The sequence below is a fragment of the Motilibacter rhizosphaerae genome (assembly GCF_004216915.1).
GTDB classification, from domain to species: Bacteria; Actinomycetota; Actinomycetes; order Motilibacterales; family Motilibacteraceae; genus Motilibacter; species Motilibacter rhizosphaerae.
In genome coordinates, this window is the sequence record NZ_SGXD01000010.1 from 1 (window position 1) to 18,870 (window position 18,870).

An 18,870-nucleotide genomic window follows, 5' to 3' on the forward strand; every position below is an offset into this window, starting at 1 on the left:
CGGGCCGCCAGCAGCTCTACGCCGACCTCCTCCACCGCCTCGACTCCGCACCAGCATCATGATCACTTGACACGGATCACCCGCATAATGCCGATGTGCGGATGACTGAAGTTGCGCCCGCGGCGGGGGGTCCTGCCGATTTCGTGATCGGGCTTCTAGGTGGTTGCGGCGACGGCGTTGCTCCGCGGCGGCTGTTGCCCGCTCGGCCACCACTGGGCGGTGTGTTCGGCGAGGACGACGGGGCTTGGATCGCGGTAGGTGTGGGACGACAGGTGCGGCGTCAGAGGCCACGGGCTCCTGCAGCTCGGGCGGCGTCGGGGAGAGGGCGACCCGCCTTCACACAAGGACTCGCAGCAGCGGCTATGCAGGATCGAGCGCGAGCCGGGGTGCACCGAGGAGAGCGGCCTGGTCACCAAGCTGCCCGAGCACGACAGTCATCGCGCGCTGCGTCCCGGTAGGCAGGGCCGACTCGAGCGACTGCACCATGCCGTCGATCACGGGTGCTGCAGCCGGGCCGAGCGTGCCGTCCACGACGATGATCGAGGGGTTGAGCATCACGCAGACGGGGGCGAGGTAGCGGCCAACCAGTCGTCCGAGGGCGCCGAGCACGTCGCGTACCTCCGGGTCCCCCTGGGCCGCGAGGGCCAGCACGTCATACACGCTCGCGCGCGGCGCGAGCCGCGCCCGGTGGGGCTCGAGCAGGTGGTCGGCTGTCGCGATCTTGCCCAGGCACCCGCGCCGGCCGCAGGCGCAGGCCGGTCCGGCTGAATCGATCCGCAGGTGCGAGAGCTCGCCCGCCAGGCCCCGTGCGCCGCGCACGAGCCGACCGTCGACGACCAGCCCCGCGGCGAGGCCGGTGACGAGCTTGAGGTGGATGAGGTCGTCGTGCCCGCGACCCGCACCGAAGGCGTGCTCGCCCAGGGCGGCGACGTTCCCGTCGTTGTCGACGGTGGCCGGCACCCCGAGGGCGTCCTCGAGCCGCGCGGCCACGTCGCTGAACAGCCACCCGAGCCGCGGCGGCACCGGCCCGCCGGCAGCGAGCCGGCCGGGCTCGAGCGGGGCGATGCCCACCCCCTGCTCGTACGCGAGGGGCAGCGCGACGACGACGTGGTCGAACGCGCGCCCGCCGACCGCGGCCGAGGCCGCACCGAGCAGGCGCGCGCAGTCAGCCGCGATGTCGGCGCAGTCCAGCAGCCGGAAGGGAGCGTCGACGCGGGCGAGCACCGAGCCGCCGGCGCTGATGAGCGCTGCTCGGGCGAGGCCGCCGGCGTGGTGGGTGACTTCGACCACGCCGATCGTGCGGTCCTGCGGCCGCAGGCTCAGGACGGACGCCGGCCGCCCCCGCCGGCCCGCAGCGCCGGTCGTGGCCGACTGCTCGTCGCCCACGATCCCGGCGGCGACGAGCCGGGAGACCGCGCCCGACACCGTGCTGAGCGGGAGCCGGGTACGGCGCGCCAGCTCTGCCCGCGTCGACCCCGGGTGCCTGCGCAGGACCTCCACCACCGCGCGGTCCGCCCCGCGCAGCACGTCGCTCTCCCGCCGCACCGCCACCAGCGCACCCTAGGCACTTCTCGCCGATTCCGTGAGAAGTACGCCGAATTGTAACGTTCCAAGCATTGAGGCGGCCGCACGTGGCGCCTAGCGTCTCCGGCACGGCGCCGCTACCAGAGCGCCCCTCCAGCGGAGGGGGCGTCGGACCAGCCGAACCCGCTCGAGGAGAGCCCATGCACGAGTCCACGACGGCCGACCAGCCCCTGACCCGCCGGCAGATCCTGCTCGGCGGCGCCGCAGCCGGCGCCGCCCTCGGCTCCGGCCTGCTCGGCACCGGCAGCGCCTCGGCGGCCGGCACGGCGGCCGGTGCCCAGGCCTCGGTCGACCTGACGCAGGCGTCGTCGCCGTTCCCGCACGTGTGGGAGCGGGTGGTCAGCGGTGACTGGGCGAAGCAGGTCCTGCGCCGGGACTACCAGGACCAGCTGTTCGAGTGCCACGACGAGCTCGGCTTCGTCTCCCTGCGCTTCCACGGCATCCTCAACACCTCGATGAGCACGTACTTCCCGACGGTCAACGGCCGGCCGCGCACCGCGGCGCTCTCCGGCGACGACTACTCCTTCTTCAACGCGGACCAGGTCTACGACGCCCTCGTGGACCACGGGATGCACCCGTACGTCGAGCTGAGCAGCATGCCCGCCGCGCTGCAGTCCGCCCCTCCGCCGTTCTCCGCCCTGCTCTACGACTTCAACCAGATGGAGCCCAAGGACTTCGCCCTGTGGGGCAAGGTCATCAGGGACTTCGTCCGGCACCTGGTGGACCGCTACGGCATCCGCGAGGTGCGCACCTGGCCGTTCGAGGTGTGGAACGAGCCGAACCTCTTCTCCTTCTACAACGGCGACCAGCAGTCCTACTTCACGCTCTACCGCTACGCGGCGGAGGCCATCAAGGGCGTCGACGCGAGCCTGCAGGTCGGCGGTCCGGCGACGTCGGCCGGGCAGCTCAGCTTCGGCACGCCCAGGTCGCCCGGGGTGCAGTACTACCGCGAGTTCATGCAGTGGGCCAACTCGACCGGCGTCCCCGTCGACTTCGGCTCGGCCCACGGCTACGAGACCGACAAGGGCGCGGGTCCGAAGGGCCCGGCGTCCTTCTTCGCGCAGAACCGGGCCGACACCCCCGCCGGGCTGCCCCTCTACATCTCGGAGACGAGCGTCTCCGCGAACCTCGGCGACCCGGTGCACGACCAGTCGGGTGCTGCTGCCAGCTTCCTCCGCACGATCACGGAGACCGTGGGCGTCGTGGATGCTCTCGCGTACTGGGCTTTCAGTGACATCTACGAAGAGCTCGGGCAGGGGGACAAGCCGTTCCACGGCGGGTTCGGGCTGCAGACCATCCATGGCATCAAGAAGCCGGCGTACCGGCTACTGCAGATCCTGCACCGGGTGGGCGAGCGGCGCGTGCCCCTGACCCTGACCGGCGCGCCCGACACGGTGGGCGGCCTGGCCGTGACCAGCGGCGGCTCCGGTGGCGTGGACGTCCTGCTGTACAACCGCTCCTTGGCGACTGGAGACGGGAGCCCCCAGGTGCCGTCCCAGCCGGTCACCCTGTCCGTCACGCTGCGCGGGCTTCCCGCCGGCGCCCGCGCACGCGTGCAGCTCATCGACGAGGACCACACCAACCCCCGGCGCGAGTGGGTCGAGCTCGGGTCGCCGGAGTACCCGACCCGGCGCCAGCTGCGCGACATCGAGCGGGCCAGCGAGCTCGACGACAGCCACCTGCAGCTGAGGTTCGACCGCCACACCGGAGACGCCACGTTCACGCTCACGCTCGCGGCGGAGGGTGTCGCCGCTGTCCACATCGCCTGAGCGCCCCAACTGCCCGCTCGTCCACCACTGACAACGACCGTCACCCCTGGATGGAGACCGCCATGCCCCGACCGCCTCGTAGGCGACGCCCGACAGTTCCTCGTGCCCTGCTCGCTGCAGGCGCGGCCGCGGGCACGCTCGCCGCGACCCTCGCGTCCGGCGCCGCCCCCGCCGCCGCGAAGGACAAGTCCGTGGGGGTCCCGGACCCTGTGCCGACGCTGACCGCTGCCTCCTTCGCGAGCCCGCCGACGACCGTGCGACCCAAGTACCGCTGGTGGGTGCCGCTCGCCTACACCCAGGACGACGAGCTCCGGGCCGAGGTCGCGCAGATCGCCGCAGCCGGCGCCGGCGGGGTCGAGGTCTCGCCGTTCGCCGTGCCCGGACAGGGGAACCGCGACTCGTCGTTCCTCACGACCTACGGGTGGGGAACGCCGCTGTGGACGCACAAGCTGCAGGTCATCCTCGCCGCGGCGAACCAGTACGGCCTCACCGTCGACCAGAACCTCGGGCCCAACTACCCACCCACCGTCCCGACGGTGCACGACGTCAACGACCCCGCAGCCGCGCAGCAGATCGTCTACGGGCAGGCGACTCTGGCCGGTGGGACGGCCTTCACCGGCGCCCTCCCCCAGCCCACCACCGCACCGCCGGCCGGCGCCCGCACGACGCTCGTCTCCGTCGTCGCCGCCCGCTGCACCGATGCGGTCTGCGCGCCCTCAGCCGCGGGCACCCGCCAGCTCGATCGCACCTCGCTGGTCGACATCACGGGGCAGGTGCAGGCAGGCCAGCTCACCTGGTCCGCACCCGCTGGCGCCGGCACCTGGGTCCTGCTCGCCTTCTACCAGACGGCGGACGGCCTCACGAAGACCGGCTACGAGGCCACGACGCCGGACTACGTCGTCGACCATCTCAGCAGCACCGGCGCGAAGGCCCTGGAGTCCTTCTGGGAGAGCACCATCTTCACCCCGCAGACCCAGCAGCTCATCGACGCGATGCAGGGGCCGGGCTCGATCTTCGAGGACTCCCTCGAGATGGGCTCGCACGAGCTCTGGACGTCGGACTTCGCCTCGCGGTTCGCGAGCCTCCGCGGATACCCCGTGTCGCAGGCCCTTCCGGCCCTCACCGGCATCGGGCAGCAGGGCACCGGGACCCCGGCGTACGACTTCAGCGACGGCAGCGGCGCCCGGTTCCGCCAGGACTACCGGCAGACCTGGAGCGACCTCTACATCGACCAGTACGTCAGCTCGCTGCAGCAGTGGGCCGAGGGGCACCACCTCGACTACCGCGCCCAGTTCTACGGCGACCCCATCGCCACCGGGCGCGCGGCGCAGGTGACCGGCATCCCCGAAGGCGAGTCGATCGACTTCGGCAGCCCCACCAACCTGGGCGTCGAACAGGACTACCGCGTCGTCGCCGGCGGCGCGCGCGCCGTCCAGACCACCCGCATCTCCACCGAGTGCTGCGGGATCTTCAACGGCGCCTACCGGTCCACCGTCGCCGGCCGTGACCTCGACCAGGACATCACCGGGCCGGCGTACGTCAACGGGCTCGCGCAGAACGGCAACCTCGACACCATCTACAAGGCCTATGCCGGTGGTGTGACCCAGGTCGTCTGGCACGGCTTCGCGTACGCGGAGGCCCCCACCGGACTCGCCAGCCCCAACAGCGGCGAAGGCGGGGCCTGGCCGGGCTACAACCCGTGGAACATCCAGGGCTTCCTCAACGTCGGTGAGCTGTTCGGGCCGCGGCTGCCCACCTGGCAGGACTACCGCAGCGTCAACGACTCCCTCGCCCGCGACCAGCTCGTCCTGCGCCAGGGCGACCCGATGCTCGACCTTGCGGTCTACTACCAGGACCTCGGCCTCGCCGGGCAGAGCGTCAGCCCGCAGGAGACCCCGGGACACATGCTCGGCGTCGACTCCGCCACCGCCCGCGCCGGCTACAGCTACGACTACCTCACCCCCGACGCGCTCGCCGGCACCTTCGTGGGCGACGGGCGCCTCGCCCGCCGCGACGGCAAGCAGAAGGCGCTCATCCTCGCCAACCAGACCACGATGCCGGTCCCAGCGGCCCAGCGGATCCTCACGCTCGCCCAGCAGGGACTGCCGGTGGTCGTCATCGGCGCCGCCCCCAGCGCCGTGCCGGGAGCCGCGGCCGCTGGCGAGGACGCCGCACTGCAGGCCGTGGTCGCCCAGTTGCTCGCGCAGCCCGGCGTGCACCAGGTCGCCACCGAGGCGCAGCTCCCCCAGGCGCTGCACGCCATCGGCGTCGACCCCGACGCCGCTCCCACCGCCACCACAGGCGCGCTCGAGACCGTGCATCGCGACGCCGGCGGCACGGACTACTACCTCGTCTACAACCGCTCCGGCTCCACGGTAGACACCACGGTGCAGCTGACTGGCGGGGGCCGGGCCTACCGGCTCGACAGCTGGACCGGCAGCATCACGGCGCTCGGCACCTACACCGCGGGAGACGGCTCGGTCAGCGTGCCGCTGCACCTTGCGGCCTACGACACCACGGTCTTCGCGGTCACCCGCAACAACCAGCTCGGCGCCAAGCAGGGCAGCACCCACGCGGTGACGAGCACGGCGGACGAGGTCCGCTACACCGGCGGCGGCAGCCTCGCGGTCAGGTCCACCACCAACCGGACGGTGACCACCACCCTCGACGACGGGCGCACCATCACCACCCCCGTCTCCGGCGTCACCCCGCCGCAGGCACTCGGGACCTGGCAGCTCTCCGTCGAGTCCTGGACCCCCGGAGCGACGCAGAGCCAGACCCTCAAGACCGTGCTCCCCACCGCCACCGTGCAGGCGGGAGCGGACGGCAGCCTCCCCGCCTGGAGCGAGATCCCCGGTCGCCCCGACCTGCTCCACGCCTCCGGCGTCGGCACGTACACCACGACCGTCGACCTGCCCGGGAACGCCGGAACCAGCCCCGGGGCGCACCTCGACCTCGGGAAGGCCGTCGACACCGTGCGGCTCCAGGTCAACGGCCGGACGGTCGGCCCGCTGGACCAGAGCGACCTCCGGCGCATCGACCTCGCCGGGCTGCTCCACGCCGGCCGGAACACCATCAGCGTCACCGTCTCCACCACCCTCTACGACGCGGTGAAGACCACCGGCGGGGCGACCTACCGGCTCCCCGACCAGCGGGTCGGGCTCCTCGGCCCCGTCACCCTGACGCCCTACGGCGAGCAGCCCGTCCGCTGACCCGGAGCGCAAACGACTCCGCCCGGACACCCCTCACGGTGTCCGGGCGGAGTGCGGCTATCCAGCTTGCGAGCCGAGGGCGAGGACGCACCCGCAAACGTCCGCTCACGCCGCTGGAGGCGGGCTGGACGCTCCTTGTACACAGCCCCAGCCGGGTCAGGATCAGTTGAAGAGCCTCGGGACCTCGTCAACGACTTCCTCCGAGACGTCCAAGCCGCTCTGCCGGCGTTGCGTACCCAGACCTTGTTCCAGCGGATGCCTGCGACGTCGACGAGGCTCTCGCAGCCGCCGGGTGCCCCTTCAGCAAGGGGTCGGTGCGTCAGGCGCTGCATGATCTGCGCATCGGGGGTCGCCCCCTCCTCCGACTGCCGCCCGGGGACTGGCGCTACGAGATCGTCGGCGACCACCTGAGAGACGGCATCGAACCGCCGGTTGGACGAGCAGCGACAGAACCGCGGCGGCCGTGGCACTCGCGCGGGGAGTGGGCCGTTGGTGCGCAGCCGAAGCGCCCGCAAGCTGCTGTCGTCGCCATGCGTCCAAGGCGCGATCCACCCGTTGAGCTCGCTGGCCTGTATCAGGCGAGCACGGCGTCCACCTCGACTTCGACGAGGACGTCCGGAGAGGCGAGTTCGGAGACGCCGATGGTGGCCGTGACGGGCCGAATCTCGCCGAAGATCTCCCCGTGGACGGCACCGACGGCGTCGAAGTCCCGGGCGAGGTGGGTGAGGTAGACGCGGGTGCGGACGACGTCCTCGTAGCTGGCCCCAGCCTGCTCGAGCGCCTTGCTGATGCGGGTGAAGATCTCGCGGGTCTGGGACTCTGCGTCTTCTCCGATGCCGCCTGAGGTGGTGCCGGCTACGAACACGAGGTTGCCCACGCGGACCGCGCGGGAGTACCCGAGGACGGGCTCTCGGGGGGAGCCGGACGAGATGTTCTGTCGGTTGGTGCTCAAGGTGTCTCCTGAGTGAGGGCGTGGCGGGATGCCCCGCGCGGTGGAAGGGGTCGCAGGACGAGCGGGCGCGTCGCCCTGTCGTTGTTGCGGTGGCGGTGCTACCAGCGGATCGTGTCGAGCGTGGCTACGCGTCGGGAGAAGACGCGCTCCAGTCGCGCGCTCGCGTTCACGAGGGTGGTTCGGGCGCTCTGGGAGGCGAGCGGCAGGTCGCTGGGTGAATCGGTGTAGAGGTGCGCCGCGGACGGCGTGACGCCTAGGGCCAGCAGCGCCCGAACCTTCCTGTGGCCCACGTTGTGCGGAGCGAGGCGGAGCTGCCCATCGTGTTCCTGCAGGTGCGAGGCGAGGACCGGCACGCGCTCGAGGCCGAGCGCGTCAAGGTAGGAGCGCGCGAGCAGTGCCTCGCTCGCGGTGACGACCATCACCGCACCGGCTTGTGCGGCTACCCGCAGCTCCTGCAGCGCGCTCTCGGGCGCGTTCCCGGGCTCGGCGAGGTGCTGCGAGACCGCGTGGGCGAGTCGGTCGTACTCGTCGCGCCGCAGTCCGCGAAGCGCAATGCGCACAATGGCGCGATGGACCGCGGGGCGCAGCTCGCCTGCCGCGGGCAGCAGCCGGGAGAGAAGCGCGAGGGGGACGACGGTGGCCAGACTTTGGGGGCGCTGTCGGAGGCGGCGGCGGACGAGGGCGGCCATCGTGTCGCGACGGCTCAGGACCCCGTCGAGGTCGAACAAGGTCAGCGTCGGCGTCGCCGGCACGACAAACGGGCGCCAGGAGGCGGTGTCATCGGCGTTGTCCTGCTGGGGTCGCGTCATGCCGCTACGAGCACGCGGGAGGGTTCCAGGGCGGCTGCGACCGCGGCCGGCAGAACGGTGTCCGTGACGAGCTGGCCGATCTCGTCGAGTCCGCAGACGCGGCGGGGCGCAATGACGCCGATCTTCGTGGAGTCAGCCAGCACCACGCTGCGCGCGCTGTGGGTGAGCATGACCTTGCGGACGTCGACCTCGGCCGGGTAGTAGTCGCTGAGCCCGACCTTGGCGTCGATGCCGCCGGAGGCGAGGAAGGCGATGTCCGCGTAGTAGTCGCTGAACAGCGCTGCTGCCCGGGCGCCGGAGCAGGCGAGGTCCCCGGCTCGGATTGCACCGCCGGACACGACGAGCTCGACGTCGGGACGGTCGGCGACCTCGGCGGCGACGAGCAGCGAGTTGGTGAGGACGCGTCCGCGCCACTGGGCGGGCAGGGCGCGGGCGAGCTCCAGCATGGTGGTGCCGACGTCGATGCTGACGGTCAGGCCGTCCTCGAGCTGGCCGGCCGCGGCGGCCGCGATCCTGCGCTTGGCCTCGACGTTCGTGTGCTCCCGGTCGGCGAAGGTGCCTTCACTGAGGCGCCGCCGGACGCTGTCGGCGGGTGTGGCGCCACCGTAGACGCGGGAGAGCTCGCCGGCGGCGTCGAGGGCGAGCAGGTCGCGGCGAATGGTCTCGCCCGAGACGCCGAACTCCGCTGCCAGCTCCTCGGTGCGGACGCTGGGGCGGCTGGCGACGGCCCGGGCGATCGCCCGGCGCCGTTCGGCGGCAAGCATGACCCGCTCCTCTCGTTTGGTCTGCCATGCATGACCGAGTATGTGGGATCGCGAGGTGTACAGCGCGCGGGGCGTCCACTCGGTACCTCCGACTGGCCAAGCTGCGGGGAGCCGGGCGTGGCTCCAGCTCATCGCCGTTCCGCCATCCCGATGGTGACGGGGCCAGCGGTCCAGTCAATGCCCTCGACGATGCTGGCGGGGACGCGGAACACGCGGCCGGGGGCGGCTGGCCACGGGGTCCGCTTGCGAGCCACCTCTTTGCCGTTCTGGCGCACGACGACGGTGGGGAACGCGACGAACTCCTCGCTCCAGAGCAGCAGCCGGTCACGTGGGGGTGCGGGTGCGGTCGCGCTCCACAACGACGGCGAGACCCACCGGAACGGACGCTCGGCCGTCAGCGAGCCCTGGGCGTCGCCGGGCAGTTGTCCGGCGAGGTACGCGACGACGTGCTCGGCGACTGCTGCGCCGTCGAGCGCGGCGACATCGGCGGTGTCGACGGGGTGGAGCACGTTCCCGATGGCGAAGACGCCCGGGCGCCCGGTGCGCAGGGCGGTGTCGACGAGCGGGGACTTGCTGACCGGGTCGATGGGGAGGCCGGCGGCGCGGGCGAGCTCGTTGTCGGGGATCCAGTCGCCGGTGAGGATGACGGTGTCGCACTCGATGGTGCGCCGCTCGCCGGTGTCGAGGTGCTCGACCTCGACGCCGGTGACGTCGGGCCGGCCGAGGATCCGGACGACGCGGGTGCGGGTGGCGACCTTGGTCCTGAACATGACTCGGCCAGGTCCGGTGAAGGCCGCGTAGGAGTCCGCCTTCGGGTACTCGGTGGTCATGAGCACGGTGCGGCAGCCGACGTGCTGCAGGGTCATCACCGCGGACCAGCTGACGAGCTCGGCCCCGACGACGACAGCCTTCTTGCCGACGCGGCCGTGCTTGAGGTGGACGAGGTTCTGCAGGTGGCCGGTGGTGTAGACGCCGCGGCCGCGGTCCCCGGGGATGAGGCGCGCGGGCCGGGGCCGCTCCCGCGCGCCGGTGGCGAGGATGACCGCTTGCGCGTCGACCTGGATGCGGCCTTCGGGGCTGGTTACGGCGAGGGAGCGGTCGCCTGCCCAGCCGGTGACCATCGCATTGGTGAGGATGCGCGCGCCGGCGGCGGCGGCTTCGTCGCGCAGCAGTTGGGCGTACCGCGGGCCCGTCAGAAATGCGTGGCGATCCCGGATGCCGTAGCCGAGGTGGTCGCTGTGCCGGGGGATCCCGCCGGCGACGCTCTCCCGTTCGAGCACGAGGACCTCCCCGTTGACGCGCGGCGCCAGTTCCGCCGCGGCCCGCAGGCCGGACGGGCCGGCGCCGATGATCGCCACCGCGGGCGTGAGGACCTGGGTGCCGGTCGCTTCGACGTCGAGCGTGGTCATGAGGAGACCTCCTGGATGTGCGAAGCGGCAGCGGGGACGTTCCCGCGGGTCTTGAGCAGCTCGCCTACCTCGGCGCCGCAGAAGAAGCCTTGGCAGCGGCCGTTCATGGCGCGGGTGCGGCGGCGTAGTCCCTCGACGGTGGTGGGGGGCAGCGGCGAGCAGAAGGTGTCGCGGATCTCGCCGGCGGTGACCCGCTCGCAGAAGCAGACGATCTTGCCGTAGGCGGGGTCGGCAGCGATGCGCGCGGCGTCCTGGTAGGGCCGCAGGAAAGCCTCGCCGATGTTCGGCATCCGCGGCGGCGGGGGGACGTCGTCACGCTCGACGAGCTCGAGGCCCCCGGTCTCGTGGAGGAGGTGGTCGACGTACTGGGCGACGGCCATGCCGGAGGTGAGTCCGGTGGAGCGGACGCCGCCGACGACGACGTAGCGGCGCTCGCGGTCGGCCTCGATGAGGTAGTCGGGGTGGCTGCTGGCGGCGCGGAGCCCGGCGTAGGTGGCGGTGACCTCCTCCTCCAGCAGTTCGGGCATGAGCTGCTGTCCCTTGCCGAGCAGGAACTCGAACCCCTTCTCGGTGGTGCCGGTGTTGGTCTTGTCGGTGATGTCCTCGGCCGTCGGGCCGAGCATGACGTTGCCGTAGATGGTGGGGCTGACCAGGACGCCCTTGCCCCGGGCGGTGGGGACGGGCAGGACGATCTTGTCGACGAGCTGGCGAGCCTGCTTGTCGTAGACCAGGAGCTCACCGCGGCGGGGGGTGATGGTGAAGCGGTCGTAGCCGAAGAGGCCGTCGATGATGTCGCCGCCGAGTCCGGCGGCGTTGATCACCCAACGGGCGGTGACGTCCCCGCGGGAGGTGTGCAGCGTCGTCGTCTGGTCGGTGATGTCGACGGACTGGACGTAGCGCTCGAGCAGGAGCTCGGCACCGCGTTGGACGGCGTCGGTGGCGAGCGCGAAGTTGGTGGTCCAGGTGCAGATGATGGACTCGTCGGGGACGGTGAGGCCGGCGAGGGCGCCGGGGCCGAGGTGAGGCACCTGGGCGTACACCTCGTCGGCGTCGACGATGCGGCACTCGTGGTAGCCGTTCTTCTCGGCCTTCGCCTGGAGGCCGGGGAGAGCGTCGCGCTGCTCCTCGTCCCAGGCGACGAGCAGCGCGCCGGTGCGCTCAACGGGGATCCCGGTCTCCTGCGCGTAGGCGGCGAGCAGGTGGTAGCCCTCGTGCACGAGGCGGGACTCGAGGGTCCCGGGGCTGGCGTCGAACCCGGTGTGGAGGATGGCCGTGTTGGCCTTGCTCGTGCCTTCTCCGACGTCGTCGCGCGCGTCGAGCAGCGCGACGCGGAGGCGGTAGCCGGCGAGGGTGCGGGCGATGGCGGAGCCGACGATGCCGGCGCCGATGACGACGACGTCGTACGGCTGTGCTGTGGTGCTCATGGTGGTGGGGTTCCCCTCTCAGCAGTTGGCGGTGGCGACGGCGGACCAGCGGGCGCGGAAGTCTTGGGCGCGGTCGGCGGACCACTGTGGCTCGTAGGTCCAGCTGGGGGCCCAGGGCACGACGGCGTCCGCCAGGCTGCGTGTCGGGTCGGCGGCGACACGGGCCAGCGCGGCCGCGCCGAGCGGGGTCGCGTGCTGTGACGGGTAGACGTCGATCTCGACCTGCATCAGGTTCGCGACCGCTTGCATGAGGACACGGCTCTGGGTGAGTCCGCCGTCGACGCGCAGCCGCTGCAGCGGCCCGTCGAGGTCGTGCTCGACGAGGCTGGCCAGCTCCGCGACCTGCGCTGCGATGCCCTCCAGGACGGCGAGCACGAGGTGGCCTCGGCTGGTGGACAGGGTCAGCCCGGTGAACGTCGCCCGGGCGTCCGGTCGCCACCACGGGGCGGCGAGGCCGGCGAACGCCGGCACGGCGATGACGCCGTCGTCGTCCTCCGCGGACACGCGGTCGAGGTCGGGGGCGGAGTCGATGTGCCCGACGTCCTGGAGCCACCGCACCGCGGAGGCGGCGGTGTAGACCTGCCCGTCGAGGCAGTAGGTGAGCTGCTCGCCCAGCCGGTACGCGACCGACGTGGCGAGCCCCGCACTGGACCGCGTCGGGCTGCTGCCGACGTTGGCGAGCAGGAAGGCACCGGTGCCGAAGGTGCACTTCGCCTGTCCGGGTGCCAGGCAGTTCTGCGCGACGAGGGCGGCCTGCTGGTCGACGATGAGGCCTCCGACGAGGGCTTCCTTCCCGAACGCTGTGGTCGACCCGGCGACGGCGTCGGACGCCAGGATGCGAGGGAGCCGCTCCTGCCCGAGCCCGAACAGGTCGAGCAGCCCGGCGTCCCACTGCCCGGACTCGAGGTCGGTCACCAGCGAGCGGCTCGCCGTCGTCGCGTCGGTGACGAACTCGCCGGTGAGCTGGTGCAAGAGCCAGCTGTCCGAGGTGGTGACAACACCCTCGGCCGTCACGTGCCGGCGGAGCCAGGCCTGCTTCGGCGCGGAGAAGTACGGGTCCAGGACGAGACCGGTGGCGGCCGCGATCCGCTCGGCGTGCGGGCGCAGCTCCTCGCAGATCTCCTCCGCGCGCCGGTCCTGCCACACGACCATAGGAGACAGGGGCTTCCCGGTGGTGGGTTCCCAGGCGAGGACCGTCTCCCCCTGGTTCGCGAGAGTGACGATGTCGACCGCAACGCCTGCCTGCCGCACGGCTTCCCTGCCAGCGGCGAGGACGGAGTCGAGGAGCTCACTCGGGTCCTGCTCCACACCGCCGCCGGACAGGTAGCGGGGACGGACCGGCACCTCGGCCAGCCCCAGCAGCGGCCCCTCGGGCGAGACGACGACCGCCTTCGTACCGGAAGTGCCCTGGTCGATGGCGAGGACGGTGGTCATGCGTGCTCCAGTCCGGAAGGCACAGCGCCCGTGTCGAGGGCCGCGTCGATCGAGCTCATGTCAGGCATCGCGAGCGAGGAGGAGCCTCCTCGGCGCACGAGCAGCCCGACGAGGTAGACGGCACCGATGAGGAGCATGACCCCGGCGTACTCCCAGGGCTTCTTGAAGGAGGCGTCCCGGAAGATCGCCAGCTCGAACACCAGCCAGATGCTGGCCAGCACGAGCACAGGAGTCTCGAAGCGGCCGAGCGTGAACCCCCGGCTGGGCGGCAACGAGCTGCGCTTGACGATGTACAGGACCACCGTCGCGGCGTAGATCACGGCGGGCAGCAGGGTCGCTGCGGCGAACAGGCTGAACAGGGCGTCCGTCTGGTGAGCGAACACCGCGAGGATGAGCTCGGCGACCAGGAAGACCAAGCCGGTGGCCGCCAGAGGGGTGTGCGTCCTGGGCGACACCCGGTGCCACACGCGGTGGCCGGGGAACCGCTCATCGCGCGACATGGCCCACACGAGGCGCACGCCGCTCATGAGGATGACCAGGCCGCACGCGAAGATCGACAGCACCACGAGGACGAGCAGGGCGTCACCCACCCAGTTCCCGAGCACGCGGGAGATGACGTCGGCCACCGGCGTCCCGGACTTCGCCAGCTTCGTCGGGTCCCCGGCGCACAGGGTCACAACGAGCAGGAACGCGAAGCCCAGCAGCCCAGAGGCGAGGACCGCTTGCCACATCGCACGGGGCACGACGCGGGCCGGGTCCTTCGTCTCCTCAGCGAGGTTGGCCGCCGACTCGAACCCGACGATCGTGAAGGCCCCGAGCAGCGTTCCCATGAGCCAGGGTCCTACGTGGGTGGCGTCGCCGAGGCCGAGGTATCCGTGGTGAGGCACCGGCCCTGTACTGGTGAGGTTGCCCAAGTCGAAGTCGCGGGCGAAGGCGCCGACGACGAGCAGGAGCAGGACCAGGAGCACCATGCCGATCAGCTCTGCGCTGACCGCGACGTTGTTGACGCGCTCGGACCAGCGCGTCGAGAAGCCCACGAGCAGCGCCTGGGCGACGAGGACGATCGCGGTGATCGCCCAGCTGTTGTTCGCCGTGCCCGTGTAGTTCAAGAGGACCGGGAGCACGGAAGACGCGATGGTGTAGTCGACGGCGACCACGACGATCGCGAGGAAGGTGAAGGAGACCCAGCCCATGATCCATCCGAGCACGGGGTTGGCCAGGCGCGACATCCACTGGTAGGCGTACCCGGTCACGGGGATGCGCGCAGCGAGGGAGCCGAACACGAACGCGACCATCAACTGCCCGACCACGACGATCGGCCACGTCCAGATCCCAGCCGGGCCAGAGGTGTTCAGCGTCGACCCGAAGGTCGTGAAGATGCCCGTGGCGATCGACACGAAGGCGAAGGCGACGGCGAACGACGCGAACCTCCCCGTGCTGCGCTCCAGCTCGGGTCTGTACCCGAACTCGCGGACAGCGCCCGCCCCGCTTGACGGCACCTGATGAGCCATGAGCACTTCTCCCTGGTTCTGCGCCGTCATGCGCCGTCCGGCGCCGACGGTCATCGACGATGAAGAGCTTGTTCCGCCCCTAGAGGGGCCTCTGGTGCACCGTCAGACGAGACCGGGAGAGGGGCTGACCTACTGCTCCTTGGTGCCGCACCTAGCACCCGTCGCTCCCCGCTCTTCGAGGAACTTTGTGGAACTATGTGGAAGAGTATGGGAGTTGGAGGGTCGAGTGAGTCAAGCCCGAGCCGGTAACGGTTGGGTAACGGCTCGGTGCCGCCGGGCGAGGGTGCGGAAGCGCGGTTGTCTGGAAGAGCGAAGGGGTCGAGGACGCTCCGCTGCGAGAAGGACGGACACTCGGGCAGCCCCGGCCACCTCGTCCGGTCGCGGCACCGGGCGCTGCGGGCCTGGCGGGAGCCCCGGACGCTGCTGCTCGGCCTGTTCGTCCTAACCGCTGCCTTCTCCGAAGGCAGTGCGAACGACTGGCTCGCCGTGGGGATGCGCGACGGCCACCGCGCCGGCGCCGGTCTGGCGTCGGCGACCTTCACGGTCTTCGTCGCCCCTATCACCCTCGGGCGCTGGTACGGCACTCACCTGGTCAGCCGCTACGGCCCGGTGACCGCGCTGCGCAGCAGCGGCGCCCTCGCCGTCACCGGCCTGCTGCTGCTCAACGACGGCCACTCCACGGCGCTCGCTTTCGCCAGTGCGGCTGCCTGGGGACTCGGCACGGCACTCGGCTTCCCCCTCGGCGTGAGCGCCGCCGGCCGCGACCCGCTCCACGCCGCCGCCCGCGTCAGCGTCGTCTCCACCCTCGGCTACACCGCGTTCCTCGCCGGCCCGCCACTCCTCGGCCTAGTCGGCCAGCACACCGGCGCCCAACACGCGCTCTCCGTCACCGCCGCCGTCATCGCCGCAGGCACGATCGGCTCAGGCGTGGTCAGCTCGCACAACTCCGCCGACATGCCGGAACCGAACCCCTAGGGAACGCGCGCCCCTCGGCACAACCGCAGCGCACGCAGAGAGGGGATGCCACACGACCGCGCCTGCAGAAGGGGACGGCACACGAAACGCACTTCCACGCCGCGGGCCGAGCCCCGAGGCGTCCAACGCCCCGTCCGCTAAGCCCTCCCGATGCTCGCTCCGCAACTCCATACTGGGGCGACCCACCACCAGGGAGCCCGCATGCTCGCAGTCGCCATCCTCATCGCCGTCGTCGCGGCGTTCGCGGTCCTGATCCTGCTGGGCAACCGTCGCCGCTCAAGCGCAGGCGAGCACAGCGCTACTGCAGCGGCAACGCCCAGCGCCGAGGCAGCGAAGGCAACGGCGCGCGCAGGGTGGACACTGCTCGAGTCCGCAACAGCGGCCCCTCCCTCTGAGGTCGGTAGGACGTCGCCCCAAGTGCTGGCAGCGGGACCTGCGGCTGCACAACCGAGGGTCCGTCGAGGTTGATCCGGCTCTACACCCACCGCTTGAGCGCTCGCACGAACGCCCGCTCATGGCTCCCTTCTGTGTCAAGGGTGCCGTTCTGGTCAGGCGGAGAGCGCCTGGACGGGAGGGGTCGTGGGGTCTGGTCGAGCGCTTCCGGCGGGCGTAGCGTCGCTGGTGGTGGGTCCGGGAAGTGACTTGTCCGAAGTGCCGGTGTCGGGGTGGAAGCCGGCCGCGCTGGATGTTGTAGTCGCCCCCGGGTGTCCTCCCGGACCCGCCCCAGGCTCTGCCCGCAGCGGCTTCTGGTCGGCGACGAGCTGGCGGTAGACGACGTCGGACAGGCGGCGCTTGAGGCAGCGCATCGCCTCCATGGGGGACTTCCCGGCCGCCCGCTTGCGCCGGTAGTACTCCCGCCCGGCGGTGTCGTGCCGGAGTTGGACGATCGCCATGATGTGCAGGACCCGGTTGATCCGCCGGTTCCCCGCCCGGGAGAGCCGGTGCCGGTGCTGGTCCCCCGACGACGCGTCGATCGGGGCGGTGCCGTTCCACGACGCGAAGTGGCCCTTCGTCGGGAACCGGGCCACGTCCCCCACATCGCCGAGCAGCCGCGCCGCCCCGGACGGGCCGATCCCGTTCAGTTCGAGCAGCCCCGAGCCGGTCGCCTCGACCATCTCGGTCAGCTGCTTGCTCGCGGTCTTCATCTTGCGGTCCAGCACCTCGAGCTCGCCCACCACGTCGGCGGCGAGCTGCCGGCGGGTCTTGCCGACCACGTCACGCGGCCGGACGGTGGCGAGCAGGGCGCGGGCTTGTGCTGCGGACAGGGCTTTCTTCGCCCCGCCCGGCACGAGCTCGGTGAGCAGGCGGTGCAGCCGGTTCACCGTCAACGTCCGCGCCGCGCCCAGCTCGTCACGCCGGTCGACCAGCAGCCGCAGCGCCACCGTCACGTCATCCACCACCACCTCACGCAGGGCAGGAGTGCGCAGCGCCACGACCGCGACGGAGTGCGCGTCGGTCGCGTCGGTCTTGCGGCCCTGACCGGTCGAGAACACCCGCGCCCGGGCCGACAGCTTCGCCGGCACATCCACCACCGGCTCCCCGTCCGCGACCAGCCGTTGGGCGAGGTGCCGGCCCACGCCGTTGCAGCCCTCCACCGCCCACACCCGCTCAGGCCACCGGCGTCCCTCCTTGAGCATCGCCCGGTAACCGTCCCGGTCGGTCGAGTACCTGCCGGTCGCGAGCACGTGTTCGCGGTCGTCGAGGACCTCGATCGTTGGGCGTGACCCGGGGCGGTCGTCGCCGGCGGACCGCTTGTGCGGGTCCATACCGATGACGACTCTGCTCATGCCTGCCTCCACACGCCGAACCGGACGGGGACGACGAGGCGGGCAGCGCTACTTCGAGCAGGACAGACCCTTCTTGAGCCCCACCTCGCCACGGCGCCCGGCGGGACGCAGACCATGAGAAAGCCACACCAAGACACCGTGGGCAGCCGCTGAGAGAGCGACCCCGCCGGACACCTCGACCAGCCTCGCCAGGCCTCGGCCGTCCGTCCAGTACACAAGTAGCCGCTGTCAGGGCGCCTAGGGTCTTGTCGGGTCCACTCCGGCCAGGTTCACGAGCCCTCGCCCCTCAGCGACGTCGACCTCGACGTGCAAGGTGTACGAGCGCCCGGCAGAGCGCAGGTCCGCCCACTCGAGCACCTCGTGCAGGTCTCGCGCACCCGTCAAGCGCCACTCGTCGGAGGACCAACCGCCATGTCCGGGCGTCCCTGAGGGCGCTTCGGCCGCCCGCCAGAAGTACACCCGGTAGGTCGGCGAGGAGATCTCCCAGCTCGCGTCACGAGGATCCACCGGCGCCGCGTCCACGACTCGAGCATCGCACTCTCATGCCGCACTGAGCGCGCGGCAGGGTCGGGTCGTCCTAGCCCTGCCGGGGCGGTTCCGCCGCTGGTGTGAGCGTCCTGAGCATGAAGTCACGGGTCTGCTGCACTTCGCGTAGCGAGATGCGGGTGAGTCCCGCTCCGGCGGGGGCCGTGAGCAGATCCCCAAGCCTGCGCTCCTGCGAGAGCCGGCAGACGACGACCGTGAGCTGCAGATCAGGCGCGCAGACGGTCACCGCGTCCTCGACTGTCCCGTCGAGGTACTCGACCTGCGCGGTGCCGAGCTGTGTCGGCGCCCAGGCCAGGAGGTACTCGACGCGCTCAGCGCCGGAGCCCGTGCCGTACAGGTCGAGCTCGAGCGCGCCGGACTCGCTCGGCCAGGGCCGCACGGAACCGCTACCGCTCCAACCGGGGTCATCAGCGGGACCGAAGGTGTGAAAAATTTGGATGGCGCCCTCGGCATCGGGGTGTCGGCCCGCGTGCAAGCGCCACCGCAGACCGTCAGGCTCCTCGTGCTCCCAAACGGCCGGGATGTCCTCCTCCGGCATGCAGGTCAGGTTCATGTCCTCATCCTGGCAGCCGCTTGTGACCCTCGGGCCTGCGATGTTGGAACGTCCGCTAGTAACTCGGTCTACGGGTCAGGGGTAGACGTAGGAACGTCCCCCTGATGCGGTGTTGGGCTTGGTGTCCCACGCATCGAGGAG

Annotated in this window: 13 protein-coding genes; 3 read left to right on the forward strand and 10 right to left on the reverse strand. The window is 71.5% G+C overall.

Annotation, left to right across the window (positions count from 1 at the left end; translation table 11 throughout):
- Positions 1 to 360 precede the first annotated feature (360 nt).
- Positions 361 to 1,551, reverse strand: a complete 1,191-nt coding sequence (locus EV189_RS19735) for an ROK family transcriptional regulator (RefSeq protein ID WP_130494730.1) — start codon at positions 1,549 to 1,551, stop codon at positions 361 to 363.
- A 173-nt stretch (positions 1,552 to 1,724) separates the two neighbouring features.
- On the opposite strand from EV189_RS19735, the gene EV189_RS19740 reads away from it, so the two are divergent.
- Both EV189_RS19740 and EV189_RS19745 read left to right on the forward strand, forming a co-directional pair.
- A complete protein-coding gene (locus EV189_RS19740) occupies positions 1,725 to 3,353 on the forward strand; it encodes a GH39 family glycosyl hydrolase (protein ID WP_130494731.1) in 1,629 nt (542 codons plus the stop codon).
- Positions 3,354 to 3,415: 62 nt separating this feature from the next.
- Positions 3,416 to 6,565, forward strand: coding sequence for a glycosyl hydrolase (locus EV189_RS19745; RefSeq protein WP_165400408.1), 3,150 nt, complete (start codon positions 3,416 to 3,418; stop codon positions 6,563 to 6,565).
- A gap of 574 nt (positions 6,566 to 7,139) precedes the next feature.
- Here EV189_RS19745 and EV189_RS19750 read toward each other — a convergent pair.
- The 7 genes from EV189_RS19750 to EV189_RS19780 form a co-directional block, all read right to left on the reverse strand.
- A complete protein-coding gene (locus tag EV189_RS19750) occupies positions 7,140 to 7,517 on the reverse strand; it encodes a RidA family protein (protein WP_130494733.1) in 378 nt (125 codons plus the stop codon).
- A gap of 98 nt (positions 7,518 to 7,615) precedes the next feature.
- Complete coding sequence (locus EV189_RS19755) at positions 7,616 to 8,326, reverse strand: HAD family hydrolase (protein WP_130494734.1); 711 nt, start codon at positions 8,324 to 8,326, stop codon at positions 7,616 to 7,618.
- A complete protein-coding gene (locus tag EV189_RS19760; protein ID WP_165400409.1) occupies positions 8,323 to 9,090 on the reverse strand; it encodes a DeoR/GlpR family DNA-binding transcription regulator in 768 nt (255 codons plus the stop codon). The genes EV189_RS19755 and EV189_RS19760 overlap by 4 nt, the downstream gene beginning before the upstream one ends.
- Before the next feature lie 128 nt (positions 9,091 to 9,218).
- Complete coding sequence (locus EV189_RS19765) at positions 9,219 to 10,499, reverse strand: NAD(P)/FAD-dependent oxidoreductase (protein WP_130494736.1); 1,281 nt, start codon at positions 10,497 to 10,499, stop codon at positions 9,219 to 9,221.
- Positions 10,496 to 11,923, reverse strand: a complete 1,428-nt coding sequence (locus tag EV189_RS19770) for an NAD(P)/FAD-dependent oxidoreductase (RefSeq protein WP_130494737.1) — start codon at positions 11,921 to 11,923, stop codon at positions 10,496 to 10,498. Before EV189_RS19770 ends, EV189_RS19765 begins: the two co-directional genes overlap by 4 nt.
- Positions 11,924 to 11,941: 18 nt before the next feature.
- The gene (locus EV189_RS19775; protein WP_130494738.1) at positions 11,942 to 13,357 is read right to left on the reverse strand and encodes an FGGY family carbohydrate kinase; all 1,416 of its coding nucleotides are present in this window, start codon (positions 13,355 to 13,357) and stop codon (positions 11,942 to 11,944) included.
- Complete coding sequence (locus tag EV189_RS19780; RefSeq protein WP_130494739.1) at positions 13,354 to 14,868, reverse strand: amino acid permease; 1,515 nt, start codon at positions 14,866 to 14,868, stop codon at positions 13,354 to 13,356. Before EV189_RS19780 ends, EV189_RS19775 begins: the two co-directional genes overlap by 4 nt.
- A 486-nt stretch (positions 14,869 to 15,354) precedes the next feature.
- Here EV189_RS19780 and EV189_RS19785 point away from each other — a divergent pair, with 486 nt between their 5' ends.
- Positions 15,355 to 15,843: an MFS transporter gene (locus EV189_RS19785; RefSeq protein ID WP_130494740.1), complete on the forward strand. Its 489-nt coding sequence runs from the start codon at positions 15,355 to 15,357 to the stop codon at positions 15,841 to 15,843.
- A 548-nt stretch (positions 15,844 to 16,391) separates the two neighbouring features.
- On the opposite strand, the gene EV189_RS19795 is transcribed toward EV189_RS19785, so the two are convergent.
- Entirely contained in the window at positions 16,392 to 17,630 is a 1,239-nt protein-coding gene (locus tag EV189_RS19795) for an IS110 family RNA-guided transposase (RefSeq protein WP_130494742.1), read from the reverse strand.
- 577 nt (positions 17,631 to 18,207) lie between these two features.
- On the reverse strand, positions 18,208 to 18,729 hold the full coding sequence (locus tag EV189_RS19800) for a hypothetical protein (protein WP_130494743.1): 522 nt from the start codon (positions 18,727 to 18,729) through the stop codon (positions 18,208 to 18,210).
- Between the last annotated feature and the right edge of the window lie 141 nt (positions 18,730 to 18,870).

Excerpts from the sequence above, each read along its gene's own strand:
- EV189_RS19765 (WP_130494736.1), bottom strand. The coding sequence starts at position 10,499 with ATGACCACGCTCGACGTCGAAGCGACCGGCACCCAGGTCCTCACGCCC.
- EV189_RS19800 (WP_130494743.1), bottom strand. The coding sequence starts at position 18,729 with ATGAACCTGACCTGCATGCCGGAGGAGGACATCCCGGCCGTTTGGGAG.
- EV189_RS19780 (WP_130494739.1), bottom strand. The coding sequence starts at position 14,868 with ATGGCTCATCAGGTGCCGTCAAGCGGGGCGGGCGCTGTCCGCGAGTTC.
- EV189_RS19745 (WP_165400408.1), top strand. The coding sequence starts at position 3,416 with ATGCCCCGACCGCCTCGTAGGCGACGCCCGACAGTTCCTCGTGCCCTG.
- EV189_RS19795 (WP_130494742.1), bottom strand. The coding sequence starts at position 17,630 with ATGAGCAGAGTCGTCATCGGTATGGACCCGCACAAGCGGTCCGCCGGC.
- EV189_RS19760 (WP_165400409.1), bottom strand. The coding sequence starts at position 9,090 with ATGCTTGCCGCCGAACGGCGCCGGGCGATCGCCCGGGCCGTCGCCAGC.
- EV189_RS19770 (WP_130494737.1), bottom strand. The coding sequence starts at position 11,923 with ATGAGCACCACAGCACAGCCGTACGACGTCGTCGTCATCGGCGCCGGC.
- EV189_RS19775 (WP_130494738.1), bottom strand. The coding sequence starts at position 13,357 with ATGACCACCGTCCTCGCCATCGACCAGGGCACTTCCGGTACGAAGGCG.
- EV189_RS19740 (WP_130494731.1), top strand. The coding sequence starts at position 1,725 with ATGCACGAGTCCACGACGGCCGACCAGCCCCTGACCCGCCGGCAGATC.
- EV189_RS19755 (WP_130494734.1), bottom strand. The coding sequence starts at position 8,326 with ATGACGCGACCCCAGCAGGACAACGCCGATGACACCGCCTCCTGGCGC.